The following is a 21,660-nucleotide window of genomic DNA, read 5'->3' on the forward strand; positions in this document are numbered from 1 at the left end:
TCCCACGTCGACGAAGGAGTGGCCGTGAACCGGCTCTGGAAGCTGCTCGCCGTGCTGCCGCTCGTGGCGGCGGGCGCCCTGGTCGTGCCCGCCGCCACCCCGGTGGCCGCGGCGGCGACCGGGCCGGTGGCCGAGTCCCCGGTGTCCTACCGCGACGCCGTCTACGGTGACTTCCTGCACGTGGGCAACAGCGTGCTGCGCTGCCCGGTGGCGGGCGAGGGCACCGGGGGCGGCGGGAGCGCGGCGGACTGCGCCGCGATCACCGCGGGCGGCACGACGCAGGGCAGCGCCGGCTACAACAACGGCTACCTCCTCCGTCTGGCCGACGTCGACGACGACGCGGCCACCTTCGATTCGACGCGGGCGACGCTGACCGTGCCGGCCGGAGCCACGGTCGCCCACGCGCAGCTGAGCTGGGGCGGGCACACCGGCGGGTTCTTCTCCTCGCTGCTGCCCAACTGCTCGGTTCCGCTGCTGGGCAGCGCCACCCTCCCGCCGGCTCCGGCGGCGGCGGGGCCGCGGCAGCAGCAGGTGCGCCTGGCGGTCGGCGACCGGCCGTCGGCGCCGGTGCCACTGGTGGCCGGGCACTACCGCGCGAGCAGCGGGGTGCTCGACTACGCCGAGATGTACTCGGACTTCTCGGACGTCACCTCCCTGTTCGGGTCCGTCCCGACCGGGCGGCCGACCACGGTGACGGTGGGCAACGTGTGGGCGCCCAGCGGGATCGGCTGCGCCGGGGGCTGGTCGCTCACCGTCGTGTTCGGCTTTCCCGGCCCGCGGCCGGACTACCCGGCGCCGCGGTCGGTCGCGGTCTACAACGACCACTTGCGTGCCGGTCCCCTGCGCGAGGAGACCCTGACCGCGGCCCTGCTCGGCGGCCACGCGTCCACCGGCGGCGTGCGGATGGCCGTGACGGCCTTCGACGGCGACCGCGGGCTGGGCGAAGAACGCCTGTCGGTCAACGGCGTGGACGTCGTCGAGCCCTGCGCGCAACGGTCCACAGCAGACTTCTTCGGCTCGTGCGCGCAGGGCGCCGTCGACCCGGTCGACCCCGGGCGCGGCCCGGTGGCGAACAACCTCAGCGTGGACGCGAAGAGCTTCAGCCCGGGCGGGCTGCAGGACGGCCAGTCCGCGGCGGTGGTGCGGGTTTCGGCGAGCACCGACGTCACCACGGTCACGGAACTGGTCGTCAGCCAGGCCGTCCAGCCGCAGCTGGCCGTGTCCGTGCAGGGCCAGCAGACCCCGGTGCGCCAGGGTGACGTTGCGCCGTTCTCGGTCGCGGTGACCAACACCGGCGACGTCGGGCTGAGCGGCCTGCGCGTCACCGACAACGCCGCCACCCCCGCGCTGCCCGGGGAGTCCTGCGACCCGCCGGGCTCCGCCGTCCTGCCACCGGGCGGGACGGTCACGCTGACCTGCGCCCGGGTCGCGCAGCAGGACCCGCTGCACGAGGAGGTCACGGCGACCGCGGACTACCTGAGCGCCGTGCCGGCGGGCACCGCGCGTTCGGTGAGCGCGACCGCCGCCGCCGACACCACGGTGCTGCACTCCGACATCGGCGTGACCCGGGTGGCCGACCGGCTCGTGGTGCGCGACGGCCAGCCGGTGGTCTTCACCGTGACCGTCGCGAACAACACCACCGACAACACGCTGCGGACCCTGCACTACGCGGACCCGGCGACCGGCGACTGCGCGGACCGGCCGCTCGAGGACCTCGGGCCCGGGCAGAAGGTGACCTTCACCTGCACGGTGGCCGCGGTGCACGAGAGCTTCACCAGCTACGGCGTGCTGCAGGGCACCGACGGCACCGGCACGGCGTTCCCCCCGGTCAGCACGCAGCAGGCGGCCGTCGTCCTGATCCACCCGCAGCTGACCATCACCGAAACCCTCACCCCGGACACCGTCTACCGCGGCTCGCCGGTGACCGCGAGCTTCACCGTGACGAACACCGGTACCCAGCCGCAGGAACGGCTGACCCGGATCGTCGTCACCGATCCGGCGCTGCCCGGCTGCGCACCCGAGCCGGTGCCCGTCCTCGACGCGGGCATGGCCGTCACCCTGGCCTGCGAGACGCGCCCACCGGCCACCGCGAGCACCGCGGCGACGGTGACCGGGACCGACGAGACGGCGGCGCCCGTCACCGCCGACGCCGCGGCGGCGACCGTGACCGTGCTCGAACCGCCGCTGACCGTGGCGCGCACGGCGGACCGGACCACCGTGCGCGCCGGGAACCCGCTCACGCTGACCTACCGGCTGCACAACACCAGCACCACGGACACGCTGTCCGCGGTGGCCCTCGCCGATCCCGCGGCACCGGACTGCGCGCCGCCGCAGCCGATCGGCACCCTCGCCCCCGGCGCCACCGCCACCTTCGACTGCGCCGTGAGCCCGGCCGCGTCGGTGGACAGCGCGCCGGTCGCGACGGCGAAGGACCCGCAGGACCGGCCGATGACGGTGACCACGGACGCGTTGCCGCTGACCGTGCTGAACCCGGCGCTGATGATCGGGGTGTCCGCGACGGCGCCGCAGGCCACGGCCGGCACGGACGTCGAGTTCACCGTCGCGGTCCGCAACACCGGCGACGTCGCCCTGACCCTGGCCGTGACCAACGACCTGGCGAGCGCCTGCGACTTCACCGTCGACGAGCCCGACGGCCTCACCCCGGGCGCGGCCCGCACCCGGCAGTGCACCGTCCGCGCGGCGTCGGCGGGCAGCCTGCGCGACACGGCGAGCTTCACGGCGCGCCCGGTCGCGGCCGCGCGCGACACGGGCGAACCGCTCACCGGCCAGGCCCAGGCCACCGTGCCGGTCACCGGGTCGTCCGACGGCTCGGGGACGGCGACCACTCCCCCGGGCACGTCGGGGACACCGGGGAGCACGGGGACGGCGACGTCCGGCACCCAGACGGGCGTCACCGGCCCGGAAAGCGCGGGCACGGTCACCGGCGGCGGCCCGGGCAAGGACAGCACCGGCACCCCGGGCAAGCTGGCCTACACGGGTGTGTCCGTGGCACCGCTGATCATCCTGGGCACCGGCGCGGTGCTCACGGGCGGCGTGCTGCTGGGCCTGTCCCGCCGCCGGTCCCGGAACCGCTAGTGCGTCTGAGGTTCGTTGACGGGGGCCGGGCAATGCGCCCCAATGTGGCGTTGGGTGCGCTGGATGCACCGAACGCCACATTGGGTGCACTGGACGCACCCAACGCCACATTGGGGCGTTTGGGGCCGGGACGCTCCCGGGGCGTCGCGGCCGGCTGAGGGGAGTGAGTTCCCCTGACGTGGCGGGCCCGGACCCGTGGCTCAGCCGCGGCGGGTTTCGCCGGCGGGTAGCGCCGTGCTCGCCCAGACGGCGATCTGCGAGCGCCTGCCGAACCCGAGCTTGCTCAGGATGTGCTCCACGTGGGACTCCGCGGTGCGCAGCGCGATCACCAGCGAAGCCGCGATTTCCTTGTTGCTCAGCCCCTTCGCGACCAGCAGCGCCACCTCCAGCTCGCGCGGGGTCAGCGGGTTGACCGCGGCCGGCGGGCGGGTGCGCGGGGCCGGCACTTCGACCTCGGCCGGCAGCTGCCCGGCCAGCACCTCGTCCGCCGTCGACCGCAGGCCCGCGGCGTGGTGCCGCTCGTAGGCCTCCTCGCCGAGTTCCGCCCGCACCGCCGCCAGGTACCGCAGATGGGGGACGTGCACGTGGCGTAGCCCGCTCAGCGCGCACCCCACCGTCCGGCGCGTCGCCTCGGCCGCGCCGAAGGCGACCGCCGCGGCCGCGGCGTCGCCGCGCTCGGCCAGTGTCCAGGCGAAGGTCTCCAGCGCCATCGCGGTCAGCACCTTGTCCCCGCGGGCGCCGCGCACGGACAACGCCGCGTGCAGGCTCCGCGCGGCCGTCTCGTGGTCGCGGCGCTTCCACCGCTCGACGCCTTGGCACCACAGCCACCAGGCGTGGGACGTCGGGGACCGGCGCAGTTCGGTCCGTGACAGCACGAACGCGACCGCGCGCCGCCCGGCCGGGTCGCCGCCGAAGCAGCGGGCCATCGCCAGCTGTGCGAAGGCGAGCTGCTCGGCGGGGCCGTCACCGATTTCCCGTTGCCGCGCCACGGCTTCGGCCAGCAGCTCGGCGCCGTGGGCGAAGTGCCCGGCGAAGACCCGCGCGAGCCCGCTGTACTGGACGGCGAGGGCCTGGCTCGGGGCGTCCCCGAGTTCGCCCGCGAGCACCCGGCACTCGCGCAGCAGCCGGCCGGCGGTGATCCGGTCGCCCTGGACGAGTGCCGCCCAGCCCGCCGTGGCCAGCGCGCGGGCGCGGACCGGGGTCCGGCCGGGCGCGACGGCCAGCGCGCGGTCGAGCCAGCGCCGCGCCTCCCCGAGCGTGGCCCACGCTCGCCGGTGGTCGCACAGCGCGATCACCATCTCCAGGGCCGCCTGCCCGCCGTCGTCGTCGGCCAGGCTGAACTCCAGCGCCCCGCGCAGGTTCGCGCCCTCCAGCTGGACCACGGCGGTGATCCGGCTCTGGTCGCTGCCCATCCACTCCGAGCCCGCCCGCTGGGCCAGCGCGAGGAACCAGTCGCGGTGCCGCCGCAACGCTTCGGCCCGCGTGCCGCTTTCGGCCAGCCGGTCCTGGCCGTAGTGCCGGATGGTCTCCAGCAGCCGGTAGCGCACCTGGCCGTCCTCGGTGTCCGCGCGGACCACGACCGACTTCTCGACCAGGCCGGTCACCAGGTCGTCCACGTCGTCCACGGCGAACCCTTCGCCGCACACCGCCACCGCGGCGTCGAGGTCGAACCCGCCGGCGAACACCGAGAGCCGGCCCCACACCGTCCGCTCGGCCTCCGAGCACAGCGCGAAGCTCCAGTCGACCAGCGCCCGCAGCGTGCGCTGGCGGGGCAGCGCGAGCCGGTTTCCCTTGGTGAGCAAGCGGAACCGGTCGTCGAGGCGGTGCAGGATCTGCTCCACCGACAGCGCCCCCAGCCGGGCGGCGGCCAGTTCGATCGCGAGCGGGATGCCGTCGAGGCGCTGGCACAGCCGGGCGACCGTCTCGTAGTTGGCGTCGGTGACCTCGAACCCGGGCCGGATCGCGGCGGCCCGGGCCGCGAACAGGGCGAGCGCGTCGTACCGGACGAGGTCGGTGACATCCGCGGGGTGCCCCGTCGCCGGCACGCCGAGCGGGGCGACCTCGTGGATGTGCTCACCCAGGATGCCCAACGGTTGCCGGCTGGTGCACAGCACCCGGACGCCGGCGCCGTGCCGCAACAGGTCTCCGGCCAGCTTGGCGCACTGGTCGAGCAGGTGTTCGCAGTTGTCCAGCACCAGCAGCACGCTGCGGCCGCCGAGGAACCGGCGCAGCCCGGGACCGAGCCCGTGACGCCGGTCGAGTTCGATGCCGAACAGAGCGGCGAGCTGGTCCTCCACCGGCTCGGCGACCCCCAGATCGCCGAGTTCGAGCAGCCACACGCCGTCGGCGAACAAGTCGCGGACCGAGGACGCCACCCGCAGCGCCAGCCGGGTCTTGCCCACTCCGCCGGCGCCGGCCAAGGTGAGCAGCCGCGTCCGCGACAGCAGCTCCGCCACCTCGGTCAGTTCGGTGCGGCGGCCGATGAAGCTGCTCATCTCCGTCGGCAGGTTCCCGGGCTGCGCCGGTCCCGTTCCGGGTTCCGGGGCGGGTGCGGGAGAGTCGGGCCGGGAGAGCCGATCCCGGTCACGGGTGCCCGGCGCCCACCCCCGGGGCGCGCCGCGGCTCATGGCGTGGAAGTGGGCTGCGTGCTGGGGCTGGTGATCGGCCTGCCGGATCGCGGGGCCGGTCCCGTCTCGGTCCGTATTGTCTGCGTGCACGCTGGTTATAACGACGAAAGGACGAACAAGGACGGACCATTCGGCGTAAACTTTGTGTGACCGAACGCCAGTTCGGCACGCGTTCGGGTGACGCCGATACTCCGTTCAGCTGTCAGTTGCCTGCGTCCGGCGGGCAGGCGTCCGGCAGGCCGCCGGCTCCCCCGCCCAGCAGGCCCCCGAGCAGGCCGCCGACGGCTCCGGTCACCGTCGTGACGGTGCAGGTGAGCAGTCCGGTCACCGGATCGAGCACCGGCACCGGGGACGGCACCGTGGACGACGGGGGCGCGGGTGGTGCGGGAGGGACCGGCTGGGTGCCGGACGACGGTGGGAGCGGCGGCGTGGGCACGGACGACGGCGGAGCCGGTGTCCCGCCCGGCGGCGGGGGCGCGGGCACGGTCTCCGGCGCCACCACCGGGGGCAGCGCCGCCGGCACGCCCTGCGGGGCGGCGGCCGCGGCGGCGAACCGGATGTCCGGGATCACCGAGCCCGCGCCCTGGTAGACCAGCATCCAGGACCGGACCTGCCGCAGGTAGACGGCCGAGTGGTTGTAACCGAGGATGGCCGCGTCCAGCCCGGACGGCGTGCGCAGGTCGCGCCCGCCCGCGCAGAGGTACCGCCCGCTCGCTTCGGCCGCGTCGGACACGTTCTCCGGGTCGGCCCGGCCGTCACCGTTGCCATCGGCGGCCCAGCGCCGCCAGGTGGACGGGATGAACTGCATGGGGCCCACGGCCCGGTCCCACCCGGCGTCGCCGTCCAGCGCCCCGCCGTCGGTGTCGGCGATGGCCGCCGTGCCGCTCCGGCCGTCGAGCACCGGGCCGAGGATCGGAGCCAGCGCGGTGCCCCCGGCGTCGACCCGGCCGCCGCGGGCGTGCCCGGACTCCACTTTGCCGATCGCGGCGAGGAGCGCGACGGGCAGCCCGCACCCCGGCGAGTCCCCCGCGAGCCGCGCGGCCGCCCGCTGGTAGGCCGCCAGGACGACGCCCGGGATGCCCGCGGAACCGCCGGGCATCCCGGCCGCGTCCGGGAGCAGCGGGCCGGCGGGCAGCGGCTGCGGAACACCGGCGAACGCGGGCAGCGGGAACTGCGGCACGGTGCCACCGTCCACGCCGTAGGGAGCGGCGGTGTCCCCGGGCTCCGGCGTGGCCACGTCCGGCGCCGGGTGGTGCCCGACCTGCGCGTCCGGGGCCGGCGTGGTGTGGTCGGCGCCTGCGCTCAGCGCGGTGGCCGCCAGGATCAGCACGGCGGCCAGGTGGGTGCTGCCCGCCGGGAAACGCACTCGTGACGCCCTGCTCGCCTGGGGCATTTTCGGTCCTTCCGAGGAGGTGGCACGTCGAGTGGACCACCGGCCGGCGGCCGGTGGTCGGGATCGGTGGCAGGAGTGCACCCGTGGCCCGCGCAGGCGGCCCCCGCGGGTCAGATCAGGCCGCCCCGAAGGGCGAACGCGATGGCGTGCGCACGATTGCGCAGCTGGAAGCGATTGAGCACGTCGTGGGTGATCTTCTTGATCGTCCGCTCGGAATAGGAGAGCTTCTCCGCGATCTCCTTCACCTCGAGGCCCTGCGCCACCAGCCGCAGCACCTCGGTCTCCCGGTCGGACAGCCCCGTCAGTCCCATCCCGCGGGGCGCGAGCACCTGGTTCTGCAACCGGGCCACCTGCTCGAACAACCGGCCGACCATGCGCGGCGAGAGCACCCCGCCACTCGCGGCGACCTGCGACACGGCCGCGACGAGCCGTTCGGGCGTGGCCTCCGCGCGCGACACCACACCGCCCGCGCCGGCACCGATGCACGAGATGAGCCCGGGGTCGTCGATCTCGGCCAGCACCAGCAGCACCCGGCCGTGCCCGGTGCCCGTCCCGCTCGTCTCCCGGACCACCGCGAGCAGGACGTCGGTCACCGCGTCTCCCACCACGATCGTCACCGTGCCCGCGGGCGCCCCCGCCTCCCGGTCCACCAGCGACACCTCCGGGCGGGGCCGCAGCTGGCTGGTCACCCCGGAAACCAAAATGGGGTCGAACCCCTTGACCTGCACCGGTATCCGCTCCGACATCTCGCTCCCTCAGATCGCCGGCAGTGCCCCCGAGTGCCCCCGAGTGCCCCCGCGCACCGCCGTGGCCGACGACGGGTACGACTCTCGCACCGGCACCCCCGCGGCCGGCACGGGGAAAACCCCGAAACATCTTCACGTTGCCGCCATCGGGGTGACCACCGGCTACGGACGCGCCTCGGGGCAACCCCGGACGTCACCCGTACCACCGGCCACGCTGCTCCTTGCCCACTCGGGCGTCCTCCCCGGGCCGGGCCGCGAACCCGTCGAGGATGCGCTCAGCCGGGCATGTCGTGGGTCGAGCAGTGGATCCCGCCCCCACCGGCGGCGATGGCGTCGATCGGCACGAGCACCACTTCGCGGTCCGGAAACTGCCGGCCCAGGATCGCGCGAGCCCGGTCGTCGGCTTCGGAGTCGCCGAACTTCGGGAGGAACACCGCCCCGTTGGCGATGTAGAAGTTCGCGTAGGACGACACGAACGCGTCGCCGCGGCCGGTGATCCGGTCGGGGTCGGGCTGGGGCAGGTCGACGACCTGGAGCCGGCGCCCGGCGGCATCGGTGGCCTCGGTGAGGACACCACGCGCCTGCTCGGCGGCGCGCGACCAGACATCCGGCGGGCTGCCGGGGAAGGCCGTGTCCAGGAGCACGACGCCAGGGGCGACGTAGCGGACGAGACAATCGACATGCGCGTCGGTGATGTCCTGCCCTTTGACGCCCGCGAGCCAGATCACTTTTCGAATGCCGAGGACCTGCTTGAGCTCGGCTTCGACCTGCCGCCGGTCTTTGCCGGGGTTGCGGTTGCTGTTGACAAGCGAGCTCTCGGTGACGAGCAACGTTCCCTGACCGTCGGTCTCGAGCGCACCACCTTCGGCGACCAGCGACGCGGCGATGCGAGGGAGCCGGTAGCGCGCCAGCACGGTGGTCGCGACACGAGAGTCGTTCGGGTGGCGCTGTTTCCCGCCCCAGCCGTTGAAATTGAAGTCGACGCCGGTCAACGTCCCCGCGTCCTGGACGAAAACCGGCGCGGTGTCGCGGGCCCACAGGTCGTCGGTGGGGATGGGGACGACCTCGACCTCGGGACCCACCGCGGCTTGCGCCTTGCCCTGATCCGCGGGCGCGGCCAGCAGGACGACGCTTTCGAACCCGGCGACGGTCTGGGCGAGCCGTGCGATGTCGGCCTGGACGGCAGGCAGGTCCTCGCCCCAGATGCCGGTCGATGCGGGCCACGACATGATCGTCCTGACGTGGTGCTCCCACTCGGCCCCGAAGGTCCGTCCGGCCGCGGCGGCGCCGCTGCCCGCCGCGGGTGTTGCCGCGCCGGACGTGGCTTGGGTGCCACACCCGGCGGCGCCGAGAGCCGCGGCGCCGAGTCCGAGCGCAGCAGTGAGTGCGCTGCGTCGGGAGACGAGTTCGGGTGGCATCGGGCTCCTGTCAGAGGGGCTTACTGACAGACAGCCTGACACTGACTGAAAATTCAGTCAAGTTGACCTTGAGCATGATTCGGCGATGTGGGCGGCACCTCAGGCTCCGAGCTCGGCTGCGACCGCCCCGGCCAGCAGGTTCCTGGCCCGGACGAGGGTGAGCGTCCCGGACAGCCACCGCTCCGACAGCCCCTCCACGAGCGCGGTCAACCGCTCGGCGACGTCTTCGGCCTTCGCGCACGCCCCCGCCGCCGCGACCAGCTCGGCGATCTCGGCGACCCACAGCCTGCTGGCGGCGGCCAGACGGTCGCGCAGCTCCGGCTCGAACACCGCGCTCGCGCGGAGCTCGCCCCAGGCCAGGCTGTTTTCGCGAACCTCGTCGACATCCTGCAGTTCGAGCAGCAGACGCTGTTCCAGCCGGACGCGCGGGTCACCGGTCTCCGGCAAGGCCCCTGTGGTGTAGCGCTCGGCCCGGTCGTTGACGTGGTCGAGGGTGGCGGCGAGCAGCCCGGCGCGGTCCTTGAAGTGGTAGTAGATCAGCCCGGTGGAAGCCCCGGCCACCGCAGCGACCTCCTCGACGCGCAGCCCGCGGACACCGTTGCGGGCGATCGTGCCGACGGCGGCCTGCAGGATCAGGTCGCGTTTGCCCGCCACTGTGCCACCTTCCACCCGACCGAAGCTTCAGCCGACACCGTAGCGGGACTCGCGATCACCAGGTGCGGACCGTCGGCTGCTCCGGGTCTCCACAGTCGGCGAGGTGCACGACGCGGCACCACGGGAGCTGCCAATCCCGGCTTCCACCTGAACCCACCCGAGCCGACGCGGGTCGCGATGGAGCCCGATCGACAAGGTCCTCGGGCCACTCGCGGTTCGGATCGATGACGTCGAACTGCGTCATTCCCGCCGTTGAACACGAGCGAATATCAGGGTTGTATTCACCGTGACCGTCGATTGCACGTCAACGCTGCCTCAGCTGCGCCCGCCCACGGCTTTGCGCCTGACGAAACCGATCACTCCGGTGGCGATGAACAGCACGGCACCCACGATGATCAACCAGAACAAACCCTTGATCACGATCCCGAGCACCACCAGAACCGCCCAAATCACCAGCAACCCAACCAGCAAGCCCATGTCCGCTCCTCACTTCGCCTGATCTTGACTGAAGCGGCAGGTACCCGGCGAGCCACGATCTCACGCATTCCACACCGCCGAGCAACTCAGCATTTTCTCAGCCGCTACACCACGCCTCGGCGGGTGAGCCCGAGCCGCTCGTCAGAGACCGGCCGGGCGCTCGAGATCGCCGGCGCCCGGCTGGCCGAAAACGCCGTGGAGTCCACGCTTCCCGGCGAGGACGTCACGATCTCCGCCGATCCGGCCCGGCTGGAGGAGATCCTGGTCAACCTGCTGGTGAACGCAGCGAAGTACGCATGGTCCGAGCAGCCGCGCACAGTCGAGGCCGGGCTGCGGCCCGCGGACGGCGACCACGCGGCGGCGGTGTTCGTGCGGGACAACGGGATCGGCATCCCCGAGGTCCACCAGCAGGACGTCCTGAGGCTGTTCCGCCGCCTGCACGCCCGCGACCCCTACGGCGGCGGCCACGGCGCGGGCCTCGCGATCGTCGACCGCATGGTCCAGCGCCACGGCGGCCACCTCCGCCTCGACTCGGCTCCCGGAGTGGGTAAGACGGTGTGGTTCACCCTGGAGCCGGACCCCGAACCGCGGAGCTGACGCAGCCCCTGATCCCGGGCGAAACGGCGCGGCATCGCCGCCACCGAAGCGACCGTCCACAGTGGTCCGCTCGCGGATTCCGGCGGCCCGGCGTCTCGTGCGGCAAGATGGCGGGCATGACGAAGCCACGTGCAGGGGTCGTGTTCCGGCCGCAGTCGCCGCCCGAGCAGTTGCGGGCCGCCGCCGTGGCGGCGGAGGCCGCCGGGATCGACGAGCTGTGGGTCTGGGAGGACTGCTTCCGCGAAGGGGGCCTCACCAGCGCGGCCGCCGCGCTGGCCTGGACGTCGCGGATCACCGTCGGCGTCGGCCTGCTGCCGGTGCCGCTGCGCAACCCCGCGCTGGCCGCCATGGAGATCGCCACGCTCGCCCGGACGTTCCCCGGCCGCTTCCAGCCCGTGCTCGGCCACGGCGTGCTCGACTGGATGGGCCAGGTCGGCGCCCGCGCCGCCTCCCCCATGACGCTGCTGCGGGAGCACACCGCCGCCGTCCGCGCGCTCCTGCACGGCGAGACCGTCACCGTCGACGGGCGGTACGTGCACCTCGACGCCGTGGCGCTCGACTGGCCCCCCACCCAGGTGCCCGCCCTCCTCGTCGGGGCGCGCGGGCCCAAGACCGTCGCGCTGGCCGGTGAGGTCGGCGACGGCGTGCTCCTCGACGCCCCTGACGCCGGGCCGCTCGAGCCCTCCGCCGTCCGCGCCGTCGTCGAGAACGTCACCGCGGCCGCGGCCGCCGCGGGCCGCCCGGCGCCGCGAGTGGTGTCGTTCGTCGCGGTCGACCCGGCCCGCGACGACCTCGCCGGCGCCATGGCCGAAACCCTCGAGCAGTACGGCGAGCTGGGCGTGACGTCCGTCGTGTTCCAGGCACCCGGGGCCGCACCCGACCCGGCCCCGCTCATCGCCGCCCTCACGGCCTGAGCGTGGCGCCGCCTCGGCTCACAACGCGTGCACGGACACGTTCCCGAACGAGGTCTTTCCCGTCGCCGTCGAACTCTGCAGGCCGACGAAGCTCACCGCCGGGACCAGCGTCGGGTCCACCACCGACAGCACCTCGCGGCCGCCGTCGTAGAGGGTCAGTTTCGAGCCCTGGACCGCGAACCTCAGCGCGTGCGTCTCCTCCGGCTTGATGTCCGCCGCCGTGCCGGTGCCCGCCAGCTTCGTGTTGACGCCACCATCCACGACACCGATCGCGTACTTCTGGCCCCAGGAAGCGATTCCCGCGTAGTAGTAGCTGTCGCGGGTGGTGAACCTCGTCATCAGGACCGCGTCCCGGTCGTTCAGCGCCGTGCTGTGCGGAGTCACCTCGGCGGCCAGGTCGTAGTCCAGCGCGCGGATCGGCACGTTGCCCTGCAACGTCTGGGTCGCGACCGCGTTGCCGAGTGTCGTCGCGCGGCCGCCGCCGACCTGGAACGACGCGCCGTTCGGGATCTCCGTGCCCTGGGTCATCGTCCACTTCGCCGGGTCGACGATCTGCAGCCCGGTGCGCCACACCGCCAGCTCGATCGTCTCGTTCCAGCCGGGACGGTTGTTCTTGGCGTTGAAGAACACGTGGTCGGCGCCGTTGTGGGTGACGACGAACTGGCGGTACACCATCGCGTCCTCGGGACCGCCGGCCACGCCGAGGTCCAGCTCCAGGTTCGCCCGCGTCAGCTCCCAGTGGATCCCGTCGCGGGACAGCAGCTTCCCGCCGCGGGAGGGGTAGTCCCGGTCCGCGGGCGGCGGGGAATGGGTCGCGCCGCCGTGGTGGGTGGCGCCGAGCGTCACCGCCGTGACCAGGGCCGCCGCGCCGGTGGCCCTCGGCCGGCACCGTTGGCTTCCAAGCCGGGCAGAAGCAACTGGGACTCGCTCCCGATTCGCGCGACCATAACGGAAGTTCGCCGGCGCACGGTACTGACAGCGTGCGGGGAATGCGAGCCACTGCTTCCGAGACTGCCGAGGTCCCGGGCAGAATCCTGATATGGAAACCGGTTCGTTTGCGGGATACCTCGGTTGGATGGACCGGGCGGAGCTGGCCGAGGTGTTGCGGGTCCGCCCCGAGGTGCGCATCGCGCCGGTGCCGGATGGGCCTGAAGCGCTCGCGGAACGGTTGAGCGGCCGCGGGTCGTTGGCTGCGATACGGCTGGTGAGCCGGGACGCGGTGGCGGCGGGGCAGGCGGCGGCCGCGTTGGGGTCCGGCGCCACCGTTGACTCTGTGGCCGAGTTGACCGGAGGGGACCGGAGGTAGTCCGGTCGGCGCTGGGTGAGCTGCGACGGGTCGGCGTGGCGTGGCCGGAGGCGGACGTGGTGTGCCTGGTGCCGCCGGTGCTGGAGCGGTGGAAACGGGCGAAAGAGCGGTTGGAGGTCACTGGACCTCCTGCGGTCGAGCCTGGTCGGGGTGGCTCGGACGCTGAAGTGCGGTCGTCGGTGCAGCACCTGCTGCGCTCGGCTTATGCGCTGCTGGACACGAGCAGGCCGATCGTGGGGTTGCGGCAGGGCGGCGTGGGGGTCAAGGAGCGGCAGCGGCTGGGGAAGGCGCTCGGGGTGGGTGAAGACGACCTGCTGCTGGTGCTGGACCTGTTGTTCGCGGCCGAACTGCTGGTGCAGGCCGGGCCGGCCTTCGAGGTGACCGCGCGATACGAGCCGTGGCGGCAGGCGACGCCCGCTCGGCAATGGGCCGAGCTGGCGTGGGCCTGGTTCTGGTTGTCCCACTCCCCGACGGCCCGAAAGGCCACGGCCGTGTCGAAGGTCGAGTCGTCACATGCTCGGGCGGCCCGGTGGGCGGTGTTGCGGGCCGGGAAGGCCGGCCTGTCGGTCGAGGGGGTCGCGGCCGCCGCCTACTGGTTCTGCCCGGCGGTGCACCAGTACGTCGGTGGGGTTGTTCGCGAGGCGGAGATGGTGGGGGCGGTCGCGGGAGACGTGCTGAGCGTGTGCGGGGAGGCGCTGTTGTCCGCGGGGAACACGGAGGCGCTGGCCGCTTCGGTGGCTGAGGTGGTGGTGCCGATGCGGTGTGAGGTGGAGGTACTGCAGGACTTGAAGGCCGTGGTGTTCGGACAGCTGACGGTGGAGGCCGCACGGGTGCTGACGGCATCCGCGGAGAGCTTGACGGAGGACGGGGCGCGGGTGTGGCAGTTCACCCCGGCCAGCGTGCGGACGGCGTTCGCCCAGGGGTGGACCGGGGAAACCTTGCTGGCCGCGTTGGACGAGCTGACGCACCAGAACGTGCCGTGGGCGCTGCGGGCGCTGCTGGGAGAGCGCGGGCGGGGGCAGGTGCGGGTGCAGGCGGTGGAGTGCTGCGTCGTCGCCGAGGCGGAAGTCGTCGCCGAGTTGATGCGGTTGCCCGGTTTCGTCAAGTTGGCACCGACCGTGGCGGGGAGCGCGATGCCGCCATCGGACGTGGTCGCGTGGTTGCAGGCGGAAGGGTTCGCGGTGGTCGAGGACCCGTCGTCGGGCAGCATCGTGGTGCGGCGGCCGAAGGCACGAGCGGTCGCTCCGGTGGAGGTGGAGCCCGTCGCGGTGGACCTACCCGACCTGGACGCGGACGAGCCGTCCACGGCGCAGGTCGTGCGGGGACGAAACCCGAAGTTGGCGAAGAAGGCGGTAGCACTGTTGGCAGGAGCCATCGACGAGCGGTCGGACGTGCGCATCGGCTACGTCGACGGGAAGGGTGAACCCTCGCAGCGCACCATCACACCGATCGGCTGGGATGGGCCGTTCCTGTTGGCGTGGTGCCACAAGCGGGAGGCCGAACGGCAGTTCAGGGTGGAGCGGATCCAGTCGGTGTCGCCCGGGTGACCGTGAGCCAGGTCGATCGAAGCCCGGGTGTCGCGTCCGCGGCGCAGGGCCCCACGAGGTGTTGCCGTCGACGCTGATGGTGAGGATTTCGCGGCCGGAGAGCGGGATTCGGCGAGGCAAGACCAGCAGCAGCGATCCTGCCGGGCCGGGTCACGATCTCCGCGGCCCCGTGCTGGGTCTGGCCCACGTGCCTGACCAGGTCGGTGATGGTCCGCTTCGGGGCGGTCGACACCGCGGCGTCATCCGTGCACCACCTGAGCTGAACGGGTGGGATCCCCTCGGCCGGGTAACGACGTCGACTACCGAAACGACAGCCGGTTGTCACTCCGTCCGCCGACCGAGAGAAGCCCGATGGAGCAGAAGGCACCGGTGGCCACGACCGCGAAGGTCGGGACCAGCAAGGCAGATCCCATCAAGCAGCCGACCGCCGCAGAGACCAAGGAGCGCGAGGCGTTCCGTGCCGCGCTGCCGTCGAAGGCCGAGTTCACCAAGGCGGTGCTCGCCAACCTGGAGAAGGACCTCAAGGCCGCGCTCGCCGCCGACCCCGACCTGAAAGGCGTCAGCAAGGACGACCTGGCGGCGTGGGTCGCCGCCGATGTCGACGAGGCCTTCGCCGCGATGGCCAAGCCCGGTTGGAGCGAGGCATGACCGCCCTCATCCCGGCCGCGAGCCGCCTCGCGGTGCGCCGGGCCGTGTTCGACAGCGTGTGGCTCACGGCGCGCCGGTACCAGCCGATTGTGCTGATCCGCCAGCAGTTCCCGGTGTTTCCGCCGTACGCGTTCGACGAGTTCCGGTCGTGGGTCGAGGCCAGCAGGCCGATGGTGTTCGCCGGAGGCGTCACCAGCTGGTTGTCGAGCTGGCTCGCGACCCCGGCCACGCCGGCCACGACCACCCCGACGGGTCCCGGCGGCGGACGGCGCCGCGTCAACGCCAAGCACCTGCTGCCACACGAGGTCAAGCGGTTGCTGGCCAACAACGCGGACTACGTGTGCCACCGCACCGACAACGAGGCGGCGGGCACTTGCCGTGAGCCGGTGTACGGCGTCACCGAGCAGCACCTCAAGAAGAACCCGACGGCGCCCGACGGTGTGTGGGCGGTCGTCGGTGTGCGGGGCTTCCAGGACTACGGCCGGTATCTCGTCATCTACCCCCGCTACAGCGGGAGTCGCACGTGGCGGCGGATGGACCCTCCCGCCGTCCTGTGCGAGGTCACGCAGCTCGACCCGGACGACGCCATCGGCTGGTGCACGCAGGAGGACCTCGACGAGGCGCTGGCGCTGTGACCCGCCCGAGCCGGCCTCGCGTGTCGAACGGGTAGGACGGCACTCAGGCGACCGGGACGCGGTCGCCTCGGCGCGCACCGGGACGACCGCGTCCCGGTGCGGTCGCCGGCTACGGCCGCTGGACCTTGGCCAGGTAGATGGTGTTCGTGGATCCCGGTTCTGCAACGGGTTAGGGAAGCTCACGTCCTCGGCGCGAGCCGTGGCGTGCGGCTGGGCCGGCAGTTCCGCGCCCGCGACCTGCAGGCACCCCCGGATTTCGTCACCGAAACCGAGCAGGACTGACCGACGGGCGGCTCGCTTCACCGCCCGTCGAGCCACCAAGTCCAGGGGCGAACTTCTTTGATGCGCAGTACTTCGTTCAGCGCCCACGGGTCTTCCGCGAAGATGGACCGCAGTTCGTCCTTATCGGCTGCCTCCACGGCGAGGAGTGCGACATCCTCATCGTTCGTACTGCCGATCGGACCGCCGAGAACGATGACGCCGCGGTCGACGAGGCCGTCGGAGAACTTCGCGTGCTGGTCCCATTCGGGTTGCTCTCGAATCCCCCGGACGGACTCCCATCCGGGGCCTTTCGCTGTGGTCACAGCAAAGACTGCCATGGCACCTCCTCGTCCGGGCCGCGGGAGGCCTGCTGCCCCACGCGTAGGTCGCCGTGGCCGATCTGGCCTGATCGACGGCACTTGCTCATCCTGCCACCCGGGTCCGACACTTTCGGCCACTCGCTCATCGGCTACTTGAGACTGGGCGGCAGGACCAGAGTCCTGCCGGACTCTGGTCCAGGTGCTTGGTGACTCGCTCTCACAATCGGTTGCTCGCCAGTGTCATTGGTGTGGCTCTCTCATGGCATGCGTCTCGCCGAGCACCGCGCGAGGAGTGGCTGAAAAGAGATGCCGGCGGCCGGCCTCCGGTTCCATGGGCGGTGGAGGGCTGCGATGGTGTCGGCAGGCATGTCGCCCACCGCCTGGTTCACGACGGCGAGACCGTCCTGGACGTGCCGGCGAAGCTGTCCGCACAGGTGCGGGTGTTCGCGACTGGCAACGGCCGCAAGACCGACCCGGTGGACGCGCACTCCGTCGCCTTGGCCGCGTTGCGCGCTCCGAACCTGGTCCGCCTCCAGTCTGACCCGGGCTGGTCGTGCTGGGCATGCTGGTCGACCGTCGCGACGAACTCGGTCGCGCCAGGACACAAACCGTCAACCGTCTTCACCGGCTGCTTCTGGAGCTGTTTCCCAGCGGTGCGAAGAAGTTCCTGTCCGCGACGCAAGCTCGCGCGCTCGTGGCGACGGTCAGACCGCGGGACATCGTGGGCAAGACCCGCCGCCGTCTGGCCGTGGAGTTGATCACGGAGCTCGAGACCATCGACAGGAAGATCAAGGCCGCGGACAAGGATCTTCGTGAGCTGGTGATCGCCCGCGGCTCCACGCTGCTGGACCTGCACGGCGTCGTTGGATGCATCCTATTCGACTCGAAGAAGGCGGCTGGCAAGACCTCGATGGAAGCGATGCGCGCCCTCAAACGACGCTTGTCGAACGTCGTCTACGCACGCATGCTCGCCGACCGGCGGCCAGCCTACCCCCCGTCAGAGTCGCCCCTTGACATAAAGGGGAGCCATGGGAGTGCGTTGGGTGCGATCGCTTGAGCCCAGAAGCTGAAGCGGGCCGGTATGCCCGTCGTCGGTGGTGAACCACATCGACCATTGCGGCGTGGTGCTGGCTGTTCAGACGGTTCGTCGACGGGCGACTACGCGGTGGCGATGAGCGGGAAAGCCGCGCACGACGGGAAGCCGGTCGCGCGGTGTGGCCGGCTCTCCACTATTCGGCTTGGTCGTCGACGCGGGTCAGCACCTTGTCCGCGATCCGGTGCAGCGTACGCAGCTCGGCCGGGGTCAGGGGGTCGGCGAACAGCTCCCGCACCCGCTCGACGTGTCCGGGCGCGACCGACTCCAGGTGCGCGAAGCCGGCGTCGGTCAGGATCGCCTGCGTGTACCGGCCGTTGCCCGGGTCCGGTTCCCGGCATGCGAAGCCGCGCTTCTCCAGGCGGCCGACCAGGTGGGACAGCCGCGACAGTTCCGTGTTCGCCAAGGCCGCCAGCTCGCTCATCCGCGCCCGGCGATCCGGTTGCTCCGACAGGTGCGCGAGCACGTAGTACTCGAGGAAGCTCAGCCGCGCGTCGCGCTGCAGCTGCGCATCCAGGGACGCCGGCAGCCGCTGGGCGAGCCGCATGAAAGCGCGCCACGCCGACAGCTCGTCACTCGTGAGCCAGCGTTGCTCGGGTTCCGCCACCACCACAGTCTAGCTGACTTGAATATTCACGTCATCGTGCTAGCGTTTGACTTGAATTTTCAAGCGAGAGGACTTCCTGTGAAGATCGCGATCATCCTCGGCAGCACCCGTCCCGGCCGGAAGGGCGAAGCCGTGGCGAGATGGGTGCTGGCCAAGGCCAAGGAACGGCCGGACGCCGACTACGAGCTCATCGACCTGCTCGACCACCCGCTGCCGCACCTGGACGAGGCCGTGTCCGCCAGCCGGGGCGTCTACACCAACGACCACACCAAGGCCTGGTCCGCCACGATCGCCGCCTTCGACGGGTTCGTCTTCGTCACCCCCGAGTACAACCACTCCACCTCGGGCGTCCTGAAGAACGCCATCGACTACCTCTACGCCGAGTGGAACAACAAGGCCGCCGCCTTCGTCTCCTACGGCGCGCTCGGCGGCGCCCGCGCCATCGAGCACCTGCGGGCGATCTGCAGTGAGCTGCAGCTGGCCCACGTGCGCCAGCAGCTGTCGTTCTCGCTCTTCTCCGACTTCGAGAACTTCGCCGAGTTCGCCCCGTCCAAGATGCACGACGACGCCGCGTCGGTGCTGTTCGACCAGCTCGAATCCTGGGCCGGCGCGCTCAAGACCGCCCGGTGAGGCTCTACGGGCTCGAGGAGCACTTCGCCACGGCTGACGTGGTCGCGGCGTGGCGGCGGCACGACCCCGCGCTCGCCGCGCCGATGATGAGCCGGGCGGTCGCCAGTGCCGCGTTGCTCGACCTCGGCGAAGGCCGCGTCGCCGCGATGGACGACGCCGGGATCGACACCGCCGTGCTGTCGCTCACGACGCCCGGCTTGCAGGACCTCGACCCCGCCGAAGCCGTGGCCCTGCAACGTCCTGCCAACGACGTCCTCGCCGACGCCGTCGGCCGGTATCCCGGGCGGTTCCGGGGGTTCGCGGCCCTCGCGACGTCCACGCCCTCGGCGGCGGCCGACGAGCTGCGTCGGGCCGTCGTGGACCTCGGGTTCGACGGGGCGCTGGTGAACGCGAACTGCCGCGGTCAGGCTCTCGACGAGCCGCGCTTCTGGGACATCTTCGAGGCCGCCGAGGATCTGCGCGCCCCGGTGTACCTGCACCCGAGCGCGCCGGTCCCGGCGGTCACCGAGGCCTATTACCGGCGCTTCGGCGGCCCGGTGGACGAGCTGCTGGCCACCGGGACGTTCGGCTGGCACTACGACGCCGGACTGACCGCGCTCCGGCTGATCGTCGCCGGGGTCTTCGACCGGTTCCCGGGGCTGCAGCTGATCCTGGGGCACTGGGGCGAGGTCGTGCTGTTCTACCTCGACCGCGTGGCGGCCTTGGACGCGGTGACCACGCTGGAGCGCCCGATCGCGGAGTACTTCCGCACGAACGTCTTCATCACCCCAGGTGGCATCGCCAGCCACCGGTACCTGCGATGGAGCTTGGAGACCGTGGGCGCGGACCGGATCATGTACGCCTCGGACCACCCGTTCACCCGCGAGCACAGCGGCTCCGCCCGGCGGTTCGTGGCGACCGCCCCGATCAGCGACGCCGACCGGGCACGAATCGCCCACGAGAACTGGGAGAATCTGATCGCGGGCATCCGGCGTCAGTGAGTCCTCCGTAAGTGGTAGGACCGGCTGTCCCTTGCAACGCGACCGAACGACCTCACCCTGGATGGACCTTGATCGCGAGGGCGTGCCGCTGTTGCCGATACGGTACAGCCACCTTCCGGTCGAGTGTACCCGGAACTGGAACCGGAAACCCTTCCGGCATGCCCGGTGCAGCGTAGAATTCCTATGGGGAACCAATCGTCAACTCTTCTACGTGGAGGATGGGTCATGGACTTCACCGACGAAGAACTCCTGCGAATCCGGCCGGAGCGGATGGCGTCCGCCTACATGGAATACCGCCGGTCCGGTTACGAGTTCATCTACCGCGCAGCCTTGGACAACGGCGTGCTCGCCGAGCTCGAAACGCCGCTGACTGTGGCACAGTTCGTGTCCAGGCACGGAGTTGTGCCGGGTAAGGTAGCGGTGGCCGAGTTGCTGCTCGAAGCGCTGAACAGGTGCGGAGCGGTTCGCCGGGTCGGTGATCAGCCCACGCGCTTCGGTGCGGTGGCCGATTACGCGCCACCACGGTCCATCGACGACGAGCTGATTCGGCTGGCCACCGGTAAATCGAGCTATCGGGAGCTCGGGTACAGCGGGAGTTTCGGCCGGGTGGTGGCATCGCTGACCCAAGAGGAAAGGCAAGCGTTGTCGGGCTTCGACGCCTCGAACGCCGATCTCTGGGATCAGGGAATGCAGCTCCCGTATTACCGGTACGCTCGAATGAGCGCGGTGCACACACTGGTTTCCACGGGTGCGGATCTACTCGATCTGGCTTCCGGAACCGGGTTGGGCCTGCTCGAACTCGCGCGTCATGCGAACGGCGGTAGCGAGGGCCGGTTCATTGGCGTGGAGGTCAGCGCGGACTTCGTCCGGGTCTCGACCGAACGCACCGCCGATGAGCCCCGCACCTGCGTTGTCCAGGGAAATCTGGAACAGCCACTCGTCCTTCCCGGTGCGCGGTGCTTCGATGGTGCGATGCTGGTCGGCGCTTATCACTATCTACGGGATTCGACGCCGATGTGGCGGAGCATGAGGCGGCTGGTGCGAGCCGGCGGTGTGGTGTGTCTGGCGATGGCGTACTTCCGCACCGGCAGCTACGATCAGGAACTCGTCGATCTCCGTTACGCGCAGAGGAACCCGGTCGCGCACCCACGTACCCGCGCGCAGGTGATCGCCGAGGCGGGGGCAGAGGGTTTCGTGCTGGAAAGCGAATTCTGGTTCGGCTGCTTCGGGTGGCTTGCTTTCCGTCGGACAGCCGATCAGTACGTGTCGGACGACATGGGCAAGACCTCGTAGCCGAATTCCATGTAGGCCACCCGGCCGACGTCGAGCGCGCGGCGGCAGACCTCGATCCGTCGGGCGATCCGCGGTGCCATCAGCTCCCGGAACCGGAGCACGTCGACGAACTGCCACGCCGACAGCTCATCAGCCGGAAGTCGGATCGTGGGGAGCAGTTCGTCGTGGATCCGGCCGCCGAAGACGAACACGTTTGCCTCGTCGCGGCCCGGCCGCGGTGGCATCCAGTCGACCCCGGCCAGCGGACCAAGCACCGGGGTGATGCCGAGTTCCTCCCGAAGTTCACGCACGCACGCCGCGAGCGGAGACTCGTCCTCCTCGATCACCCCGCCCGGCAAACCCCAGCCCGGTTTGTACGTGGGCTTGACGATGAGAACGCGTCCGTGGTCGTCGAAGAGCATGCCCGCGGACGCGCCCC

Annotated in this window: 21 protein-coding genes; 11 read left to right on the forward strand and 10 right to left on the reverse strand. The window is 71.6% G+C overall.

Annotation, left to right across the window (positions count from 1 at the left end; translation table 11 throughout):
- Window positions 1-24 precede the first annotated feature (24 nt).
- The gene (locus MUY22_RS43620; protein WP_247053461.1) at window positions 25-3,096 is read left to right on the forward strand and encodes a hypothetical protein; all 3,072 of its coding nucleotides are present in this window, start codon (window positions 25-27) and stop codon (window positions 3,094-3,096) included.
- A gap of 200 nt (window positions 3,097-3,296) precedes the next feature.
- Here MUY22_RS43620 and MUY22_RS43625 read toward each other — a convergent pair whose 3' ends face one another.
- From MUY22_RS43625 to MUY22_RS43650, 6 genes are all read right to left on the reverse strand, one after another.
- Window positions 3,297-5,591 (reverse strand): LuxR C-terminal-related transcriptional regulator, encoded by a 2,295-nt coding sequence (locus MUY22_RS43625; RefSeq protein WP_247053462.1) that lies wholly within the window; start codon window positions 5,589-5,591, stop codon window positions 3,297-3,299.
- 334 nt (window positions 5,592-5,925) lie between these two features.
- Window positions 5,926-7,116, reverse strand: coding sequence for a lytic murein transglycosylase (locus MUY22_RS43630; protein WP_247053464.1), 1,191 nt, complete (start codon window positions 7,114-7,116; stop codon window positions 5,926-5,928).
- A 110-nt stretch (window positions 7,117-7,226) separates the two neighbouring features.
- A complete protein-coding gene (locus tag MUY22_RS43635) occupies window positions 7,227-7,862 on the reverse strand; it encodes a response regulator transcription factor (protein WP_247053466.1) in 636 nt (211 codons plus the stop codon).
- A 275-nt stretch (window positions 7,863-8,137) separates the two neighbouring features.
- A complete protein-coding gene (locus MUY22_RS43640; RefSeq protein WP_247053468.1) occupies window positions 8,138-9,280 on the reverse strand; it encodes an agmatine deiminase family protein in 1,143 nt (380 codons plus the stop codon).
- A gap of 99 nt (window positions 9,281-9,379) precedes the next feature.
- The gene (locus tag MUY22_RS43645; RefSeq protein WP_247053470.1) at window positions 9,380-9,934 is read right to left on the reverse strand and encodes a TetR/AcrR family transcriptional regulator; all 555 of its coding nucleotides are present in this window, start codon (window positions 9,932-9,934) and stop codon (window positions 9,380-9,382) included.
- Window positions 9,935-10,249: 315 nt separating this feature from the next.
- Window positions 10,250-10,411 carry a hypothetical protein gene (locus tag MUY22_RS43650; RefSeq protein WP_247053472.1) on the reverse strand — a complete coding sequence of 54 codons (162 nt, stop codon included), beginning with the start codon at window positions 10,409-10,411 and terminating at the stop codon, window positions 10,250-10,252.
- 123 nt (window positions 10,412-10,534) lie between these two features.
- Between MUY22_RS43650 and MUY22_RS43655 the strand changes: the two genes are divergently transcribed.
- The gene (locus tag MUY22_RS43655) at window positions 10,535-11,008 is read left to right on the forward strand and encodes an ATP-binding protein (RefSeq protein ID WP_247053474.1); all 474 of its coding nucleotides are present in this window, start codon (window positions 10,535-10,537) and stop codon (window positions 11,006-11,008) included.
- A 116-nt stretch (window positions 11,009-11,124) separates the two neighbouring features.
- Window positions 11,125-11,922 carry an LLM class flavin-dependent oxidoreductase gene (locus MUY22_RS43660; RefSeq protein WP_247053476.1) on the forward strand — a complete coding sequence of 266 codons (798 nt, stop codon included), beginning with the start codon at window positions 11,125-11,127 and terminating at the stop codon, window positions 11,920-11,922.
- 18 nt (window positions 11,923-11,940) lie between these two features.
- Here the strand turns inward: MUY22_RS43660 and MUY22_RS43665 are convergent, their stop codons facing one another.
- Window positions 11,941-12,768, reverse strand: coding sequence for a hypothetical protein (locus MUY22_RS43665; RefSeq protein ID WP_247053478.1), 828 nt, complete (start codon window positions 12,766-12,768; stop codon window positions 11,941-11,943).
- 193 nt (window positions 12,769-12,961) lie between these two features.
- On the opposite strand from MUY22_RS43665, the gene MUY22_RS43670 reads away from it, so the two are divergent.
- The 4 genes from MUY22_RS43670 (at window position 12,962) to MUY22_RS43685 (ending at window position 16,058) form a co-directional block, all read left to right on the forward strand.
- Window positions 12,962-13,228 carry a hypothetical protein gene (locus MUY22_RS43670; RefSeq protein WP_247053480.1) on the forward strand — a complete coding sequence of 89 codons (267 nt, stop codon included), beginning with the start codon at window positions 12,962-12,964 and terminating at the stop codon, window positions 13,226-13,228.
- 179 nt (window positions 13,229-13,407) lie between these two features.
- On the forward strand, window positions 13,408-14,775 hold the full coding sequence (locus MUY22_RS43675; protein ID WP_247053482.1) for a helicase-associated domain-containing protein: 1,368 nt from the start codon (window positions 13,408-13,410) through the stop codon (window positions 14,773-14,775).
- Between the two features lie 351 nt (window positions 14,776-15,126).
- Window positions 15,127-15,423, forward strand: a complete 297-nt coding sequence (locus MUY22_RS43680; protein ID WP_247053484.1) for a hypothetical protein — start codon at window positions 15,127-15,129, stop codon at window positions 15,421-15,423.
- Entirely contained in the window at window positions 15,420-16,058 is a 639-nt protein-coding gene (locus tag MUY22_RS43685; protein ID WP_247053486.1) for a hypothetical protein, read from the forward strand. Before MUY22_RS43680 ends, MUY22_RS43685 begins: the two co-directional genes overlap by 4 nt.
- Window positions 16,059-16,357: 299 nt before the next feature.
- Here MUY22_RS43685 and MUY22_RS43690 read toward each other — a convergent pair whose 3' ends face one another.
- Entirely contained in the window at window positions 16,358-16,657 is a 300-nt protein-coding gene (locus tag MUY22_RS43690) for a YciI family protein (protein ID WP_247053488.1), read from the reverse strand.
- A 544-nt stretch (window positions 16,658-17,201) separates the two neighbouring features.
- On the opposite strand from MUY22_RS43690, the gene MUY22_RS43695 reads away from it, so the two are divergent.
- Window positions 17,202-17,696, forward strand: a complete 495-nt coding sequence (locus MUY22_RS43695) for a hypothetical protein (protein WP_247053490.1) — start codon at window positions 17,202-17,204, stop codon at window positions 17,694-17,696.
- A 172-nt stretch (window positions 17,697-17,868) separates the two neighbouring features.
- Here the strand turns inward: MUY22_RS43695 and MUY22_RS43700 are convergent, their stop codons facing one another.
- Entirely contained in the window at window positions 17,869-18,342 is a 474-nt protein-coding gene (locus MUY22_RS43700) for a MarR family winged helix-turn-helix transcriptional regulator (RefSeq protein WP_371827541.1), read from the reverse strand.
- Between the two features lie 75 nt (window positions 18,343-18,417).
- Between MUY22_RS43700 and MUY22_RS43705 the strand changes: the two genes are divergently transcribed.
- The 3 genes from MUY22_RS43705 to MUY22_RS43715 all read left to right on the forward strand — a co-directional run bounded on the left by MUY22_RS43705 (window position 18,418) and on the right by MUY22_RS43715 (window position 21,242).
- A complete protein-coding gene (locus tag MUY22_RS43705; RefSeq protein WP_247053494.1) occupies window positions 18,418-18,969 on the forward strand; it encodes an NADPH-dependent FMN reductase in 552 nt (183 codons plus the stop codon).
- A complete protein-coding gene (locus MUY22_RS43710) occupies window positions 18,966-19,949 on the forward strand; it encodes an amidohydrolase family protein (protein ID WP_247053497.1) in 984 nt (327 codons plus the stop codon). Before MUY22_RS43705 ends, MUY22_RS43710 begins: the two co-directional genes overlap by 4 nt.
- Window positions 19,950-20,174: 225 nt before the next feature.
- Window positions 20,175-21,242: a class I SAM-dependent methyltransferase gene (locus tag MUY22_RS43715; protein WP_247053499.1), complete on the forward strand. Its 1,068-nt coding sequence runs from the start codon at window positions 20,175-20,177 to the stop codon at window positions 21,240-21,242.
- On the opposite strand, the gene MUY22_RS43720 is transcribed toward MUY22_RS43715, so the two are convergent.
- The gene (locus tag MUY22_RS43720) at window positions 21,206-21,643 is read right to left on the reverse strand and encodes an NUDIX hydrolase (RefSeq protein ID WP_247053501.1); all 438 of its coding nucleotides are present in this window, start codon (window positions 21,641-21,643) and stop codon (window positions 21,206-21,208) included. The two genes, MUY22_RS43715 and MUY22_RS43720, sit on opposite strands and share 37 nt — an antisense overlap.
- Window positions 21,644-21,660: the final 17 nt, after the last annotated feature.

It is taken from the genome of Amycolatopsis sp. WQ 127309, assembly GCF_023023025.1.
Lineage (GTDB): Bacteria > Actinomycetota > Actinomycetes > Mycobacteriales > Pseudonocardiaceae > Amycolatopsis.

Bases quoted from the DNA above. Each gene is read 5' to 3' on its own strand.
- MUY22_RS43625 (WP_247053462.1), bottom strand. From the start codon at position 5,591: ATGAGCAGCTTCATCGGCCGCCGCACCGAACTGACCGAGGTGGCGGAG.
- MUY22_RS43630 (WP_247053464.1), bottom strand. From the start codon at position 7,116: ATGCCCCAGGCGAGCAGGGCGTCACGAGTGCGTTTCCCGGCGGGCAGC.
- MUY22_RS43635 (WP_247053466.1), bottom strand. From the start codon at position 7,862: ATGTCGGAGCGGATACCGGTGCAGGTCAAGGGGTTCGACCCCATTTTG.
- MUY22_RS43640 (WP_247053468.1), bottom strand. From the start codon at position 9,280: ATGCCACCCGAACTCGTCTCCCGACGCAGCGCACTCACTGCTGCGCTC.
- MUY22_RS43650 (WP_247053472.1), bottom strand. From the start codon at position 10,411: ATGGGCTTGCTGGTTGGGTTGCTGGTGATTTGGGCGGTTCTGGTGGTG.
- MUY22_RS43660 (WP_247053476.1), top strand. From the start codon at position 11,125: ATGACGAAGCCACGTGCAGGGGTCGTGTTCCGGCCGCAGTCGCCGCCC.
- MUY22_RS43670 (WP_247053480.1), top strand. From the start codon at position 12,962: ATGGAAACCGGTTCGTTTGCGGGATACCTCGGTTGGATGGACCGGGCG.
- MUY22_RS43680 (WP_247053484.1), top strand. From the start codon at position 15,127: ATGGAGCAGAAGGCACCGGTGGCCACGACCGCGAAGGTCGGGACCAGC.
- MUY22_RS43685 (WP_247053486.1), top strand. From the start codon at position 15,420: ATGACCGCCCTCATCCCGGCCGCGAGCCGCCTCGCGGTGCGCCGGGCC.
- MUY22_RS43690 (WP_247053488.1), bottom strand. From the start codon at position 16,657: ATGGCAGTCTTTGCTGTGACCACAGCGAAAGGCCCCGGATGGGAGTCC.
- MUY22_RS43695 (WP_247053490.1), top strand. From the start codon at position 17,202: ATGCTGGTCGACCGTCGCGACGAACTCGGTCGCGCCAGGACACAAACC.
- MUY22_RS43715 (WP_247053499.1), top strand. From the start codon at position 20,175: ATGGACTTCACCGACGAAGAACTCCTGCGAATCCGGCCGGAGCGGATG.
- MUY22_RS43720 (WP_247053501.1), bottom strand. From the start codon at position 21,643: ATGCTCTTCGACGACCACGGACGCGTTCTCATCGTCAAGCCCACGTAC.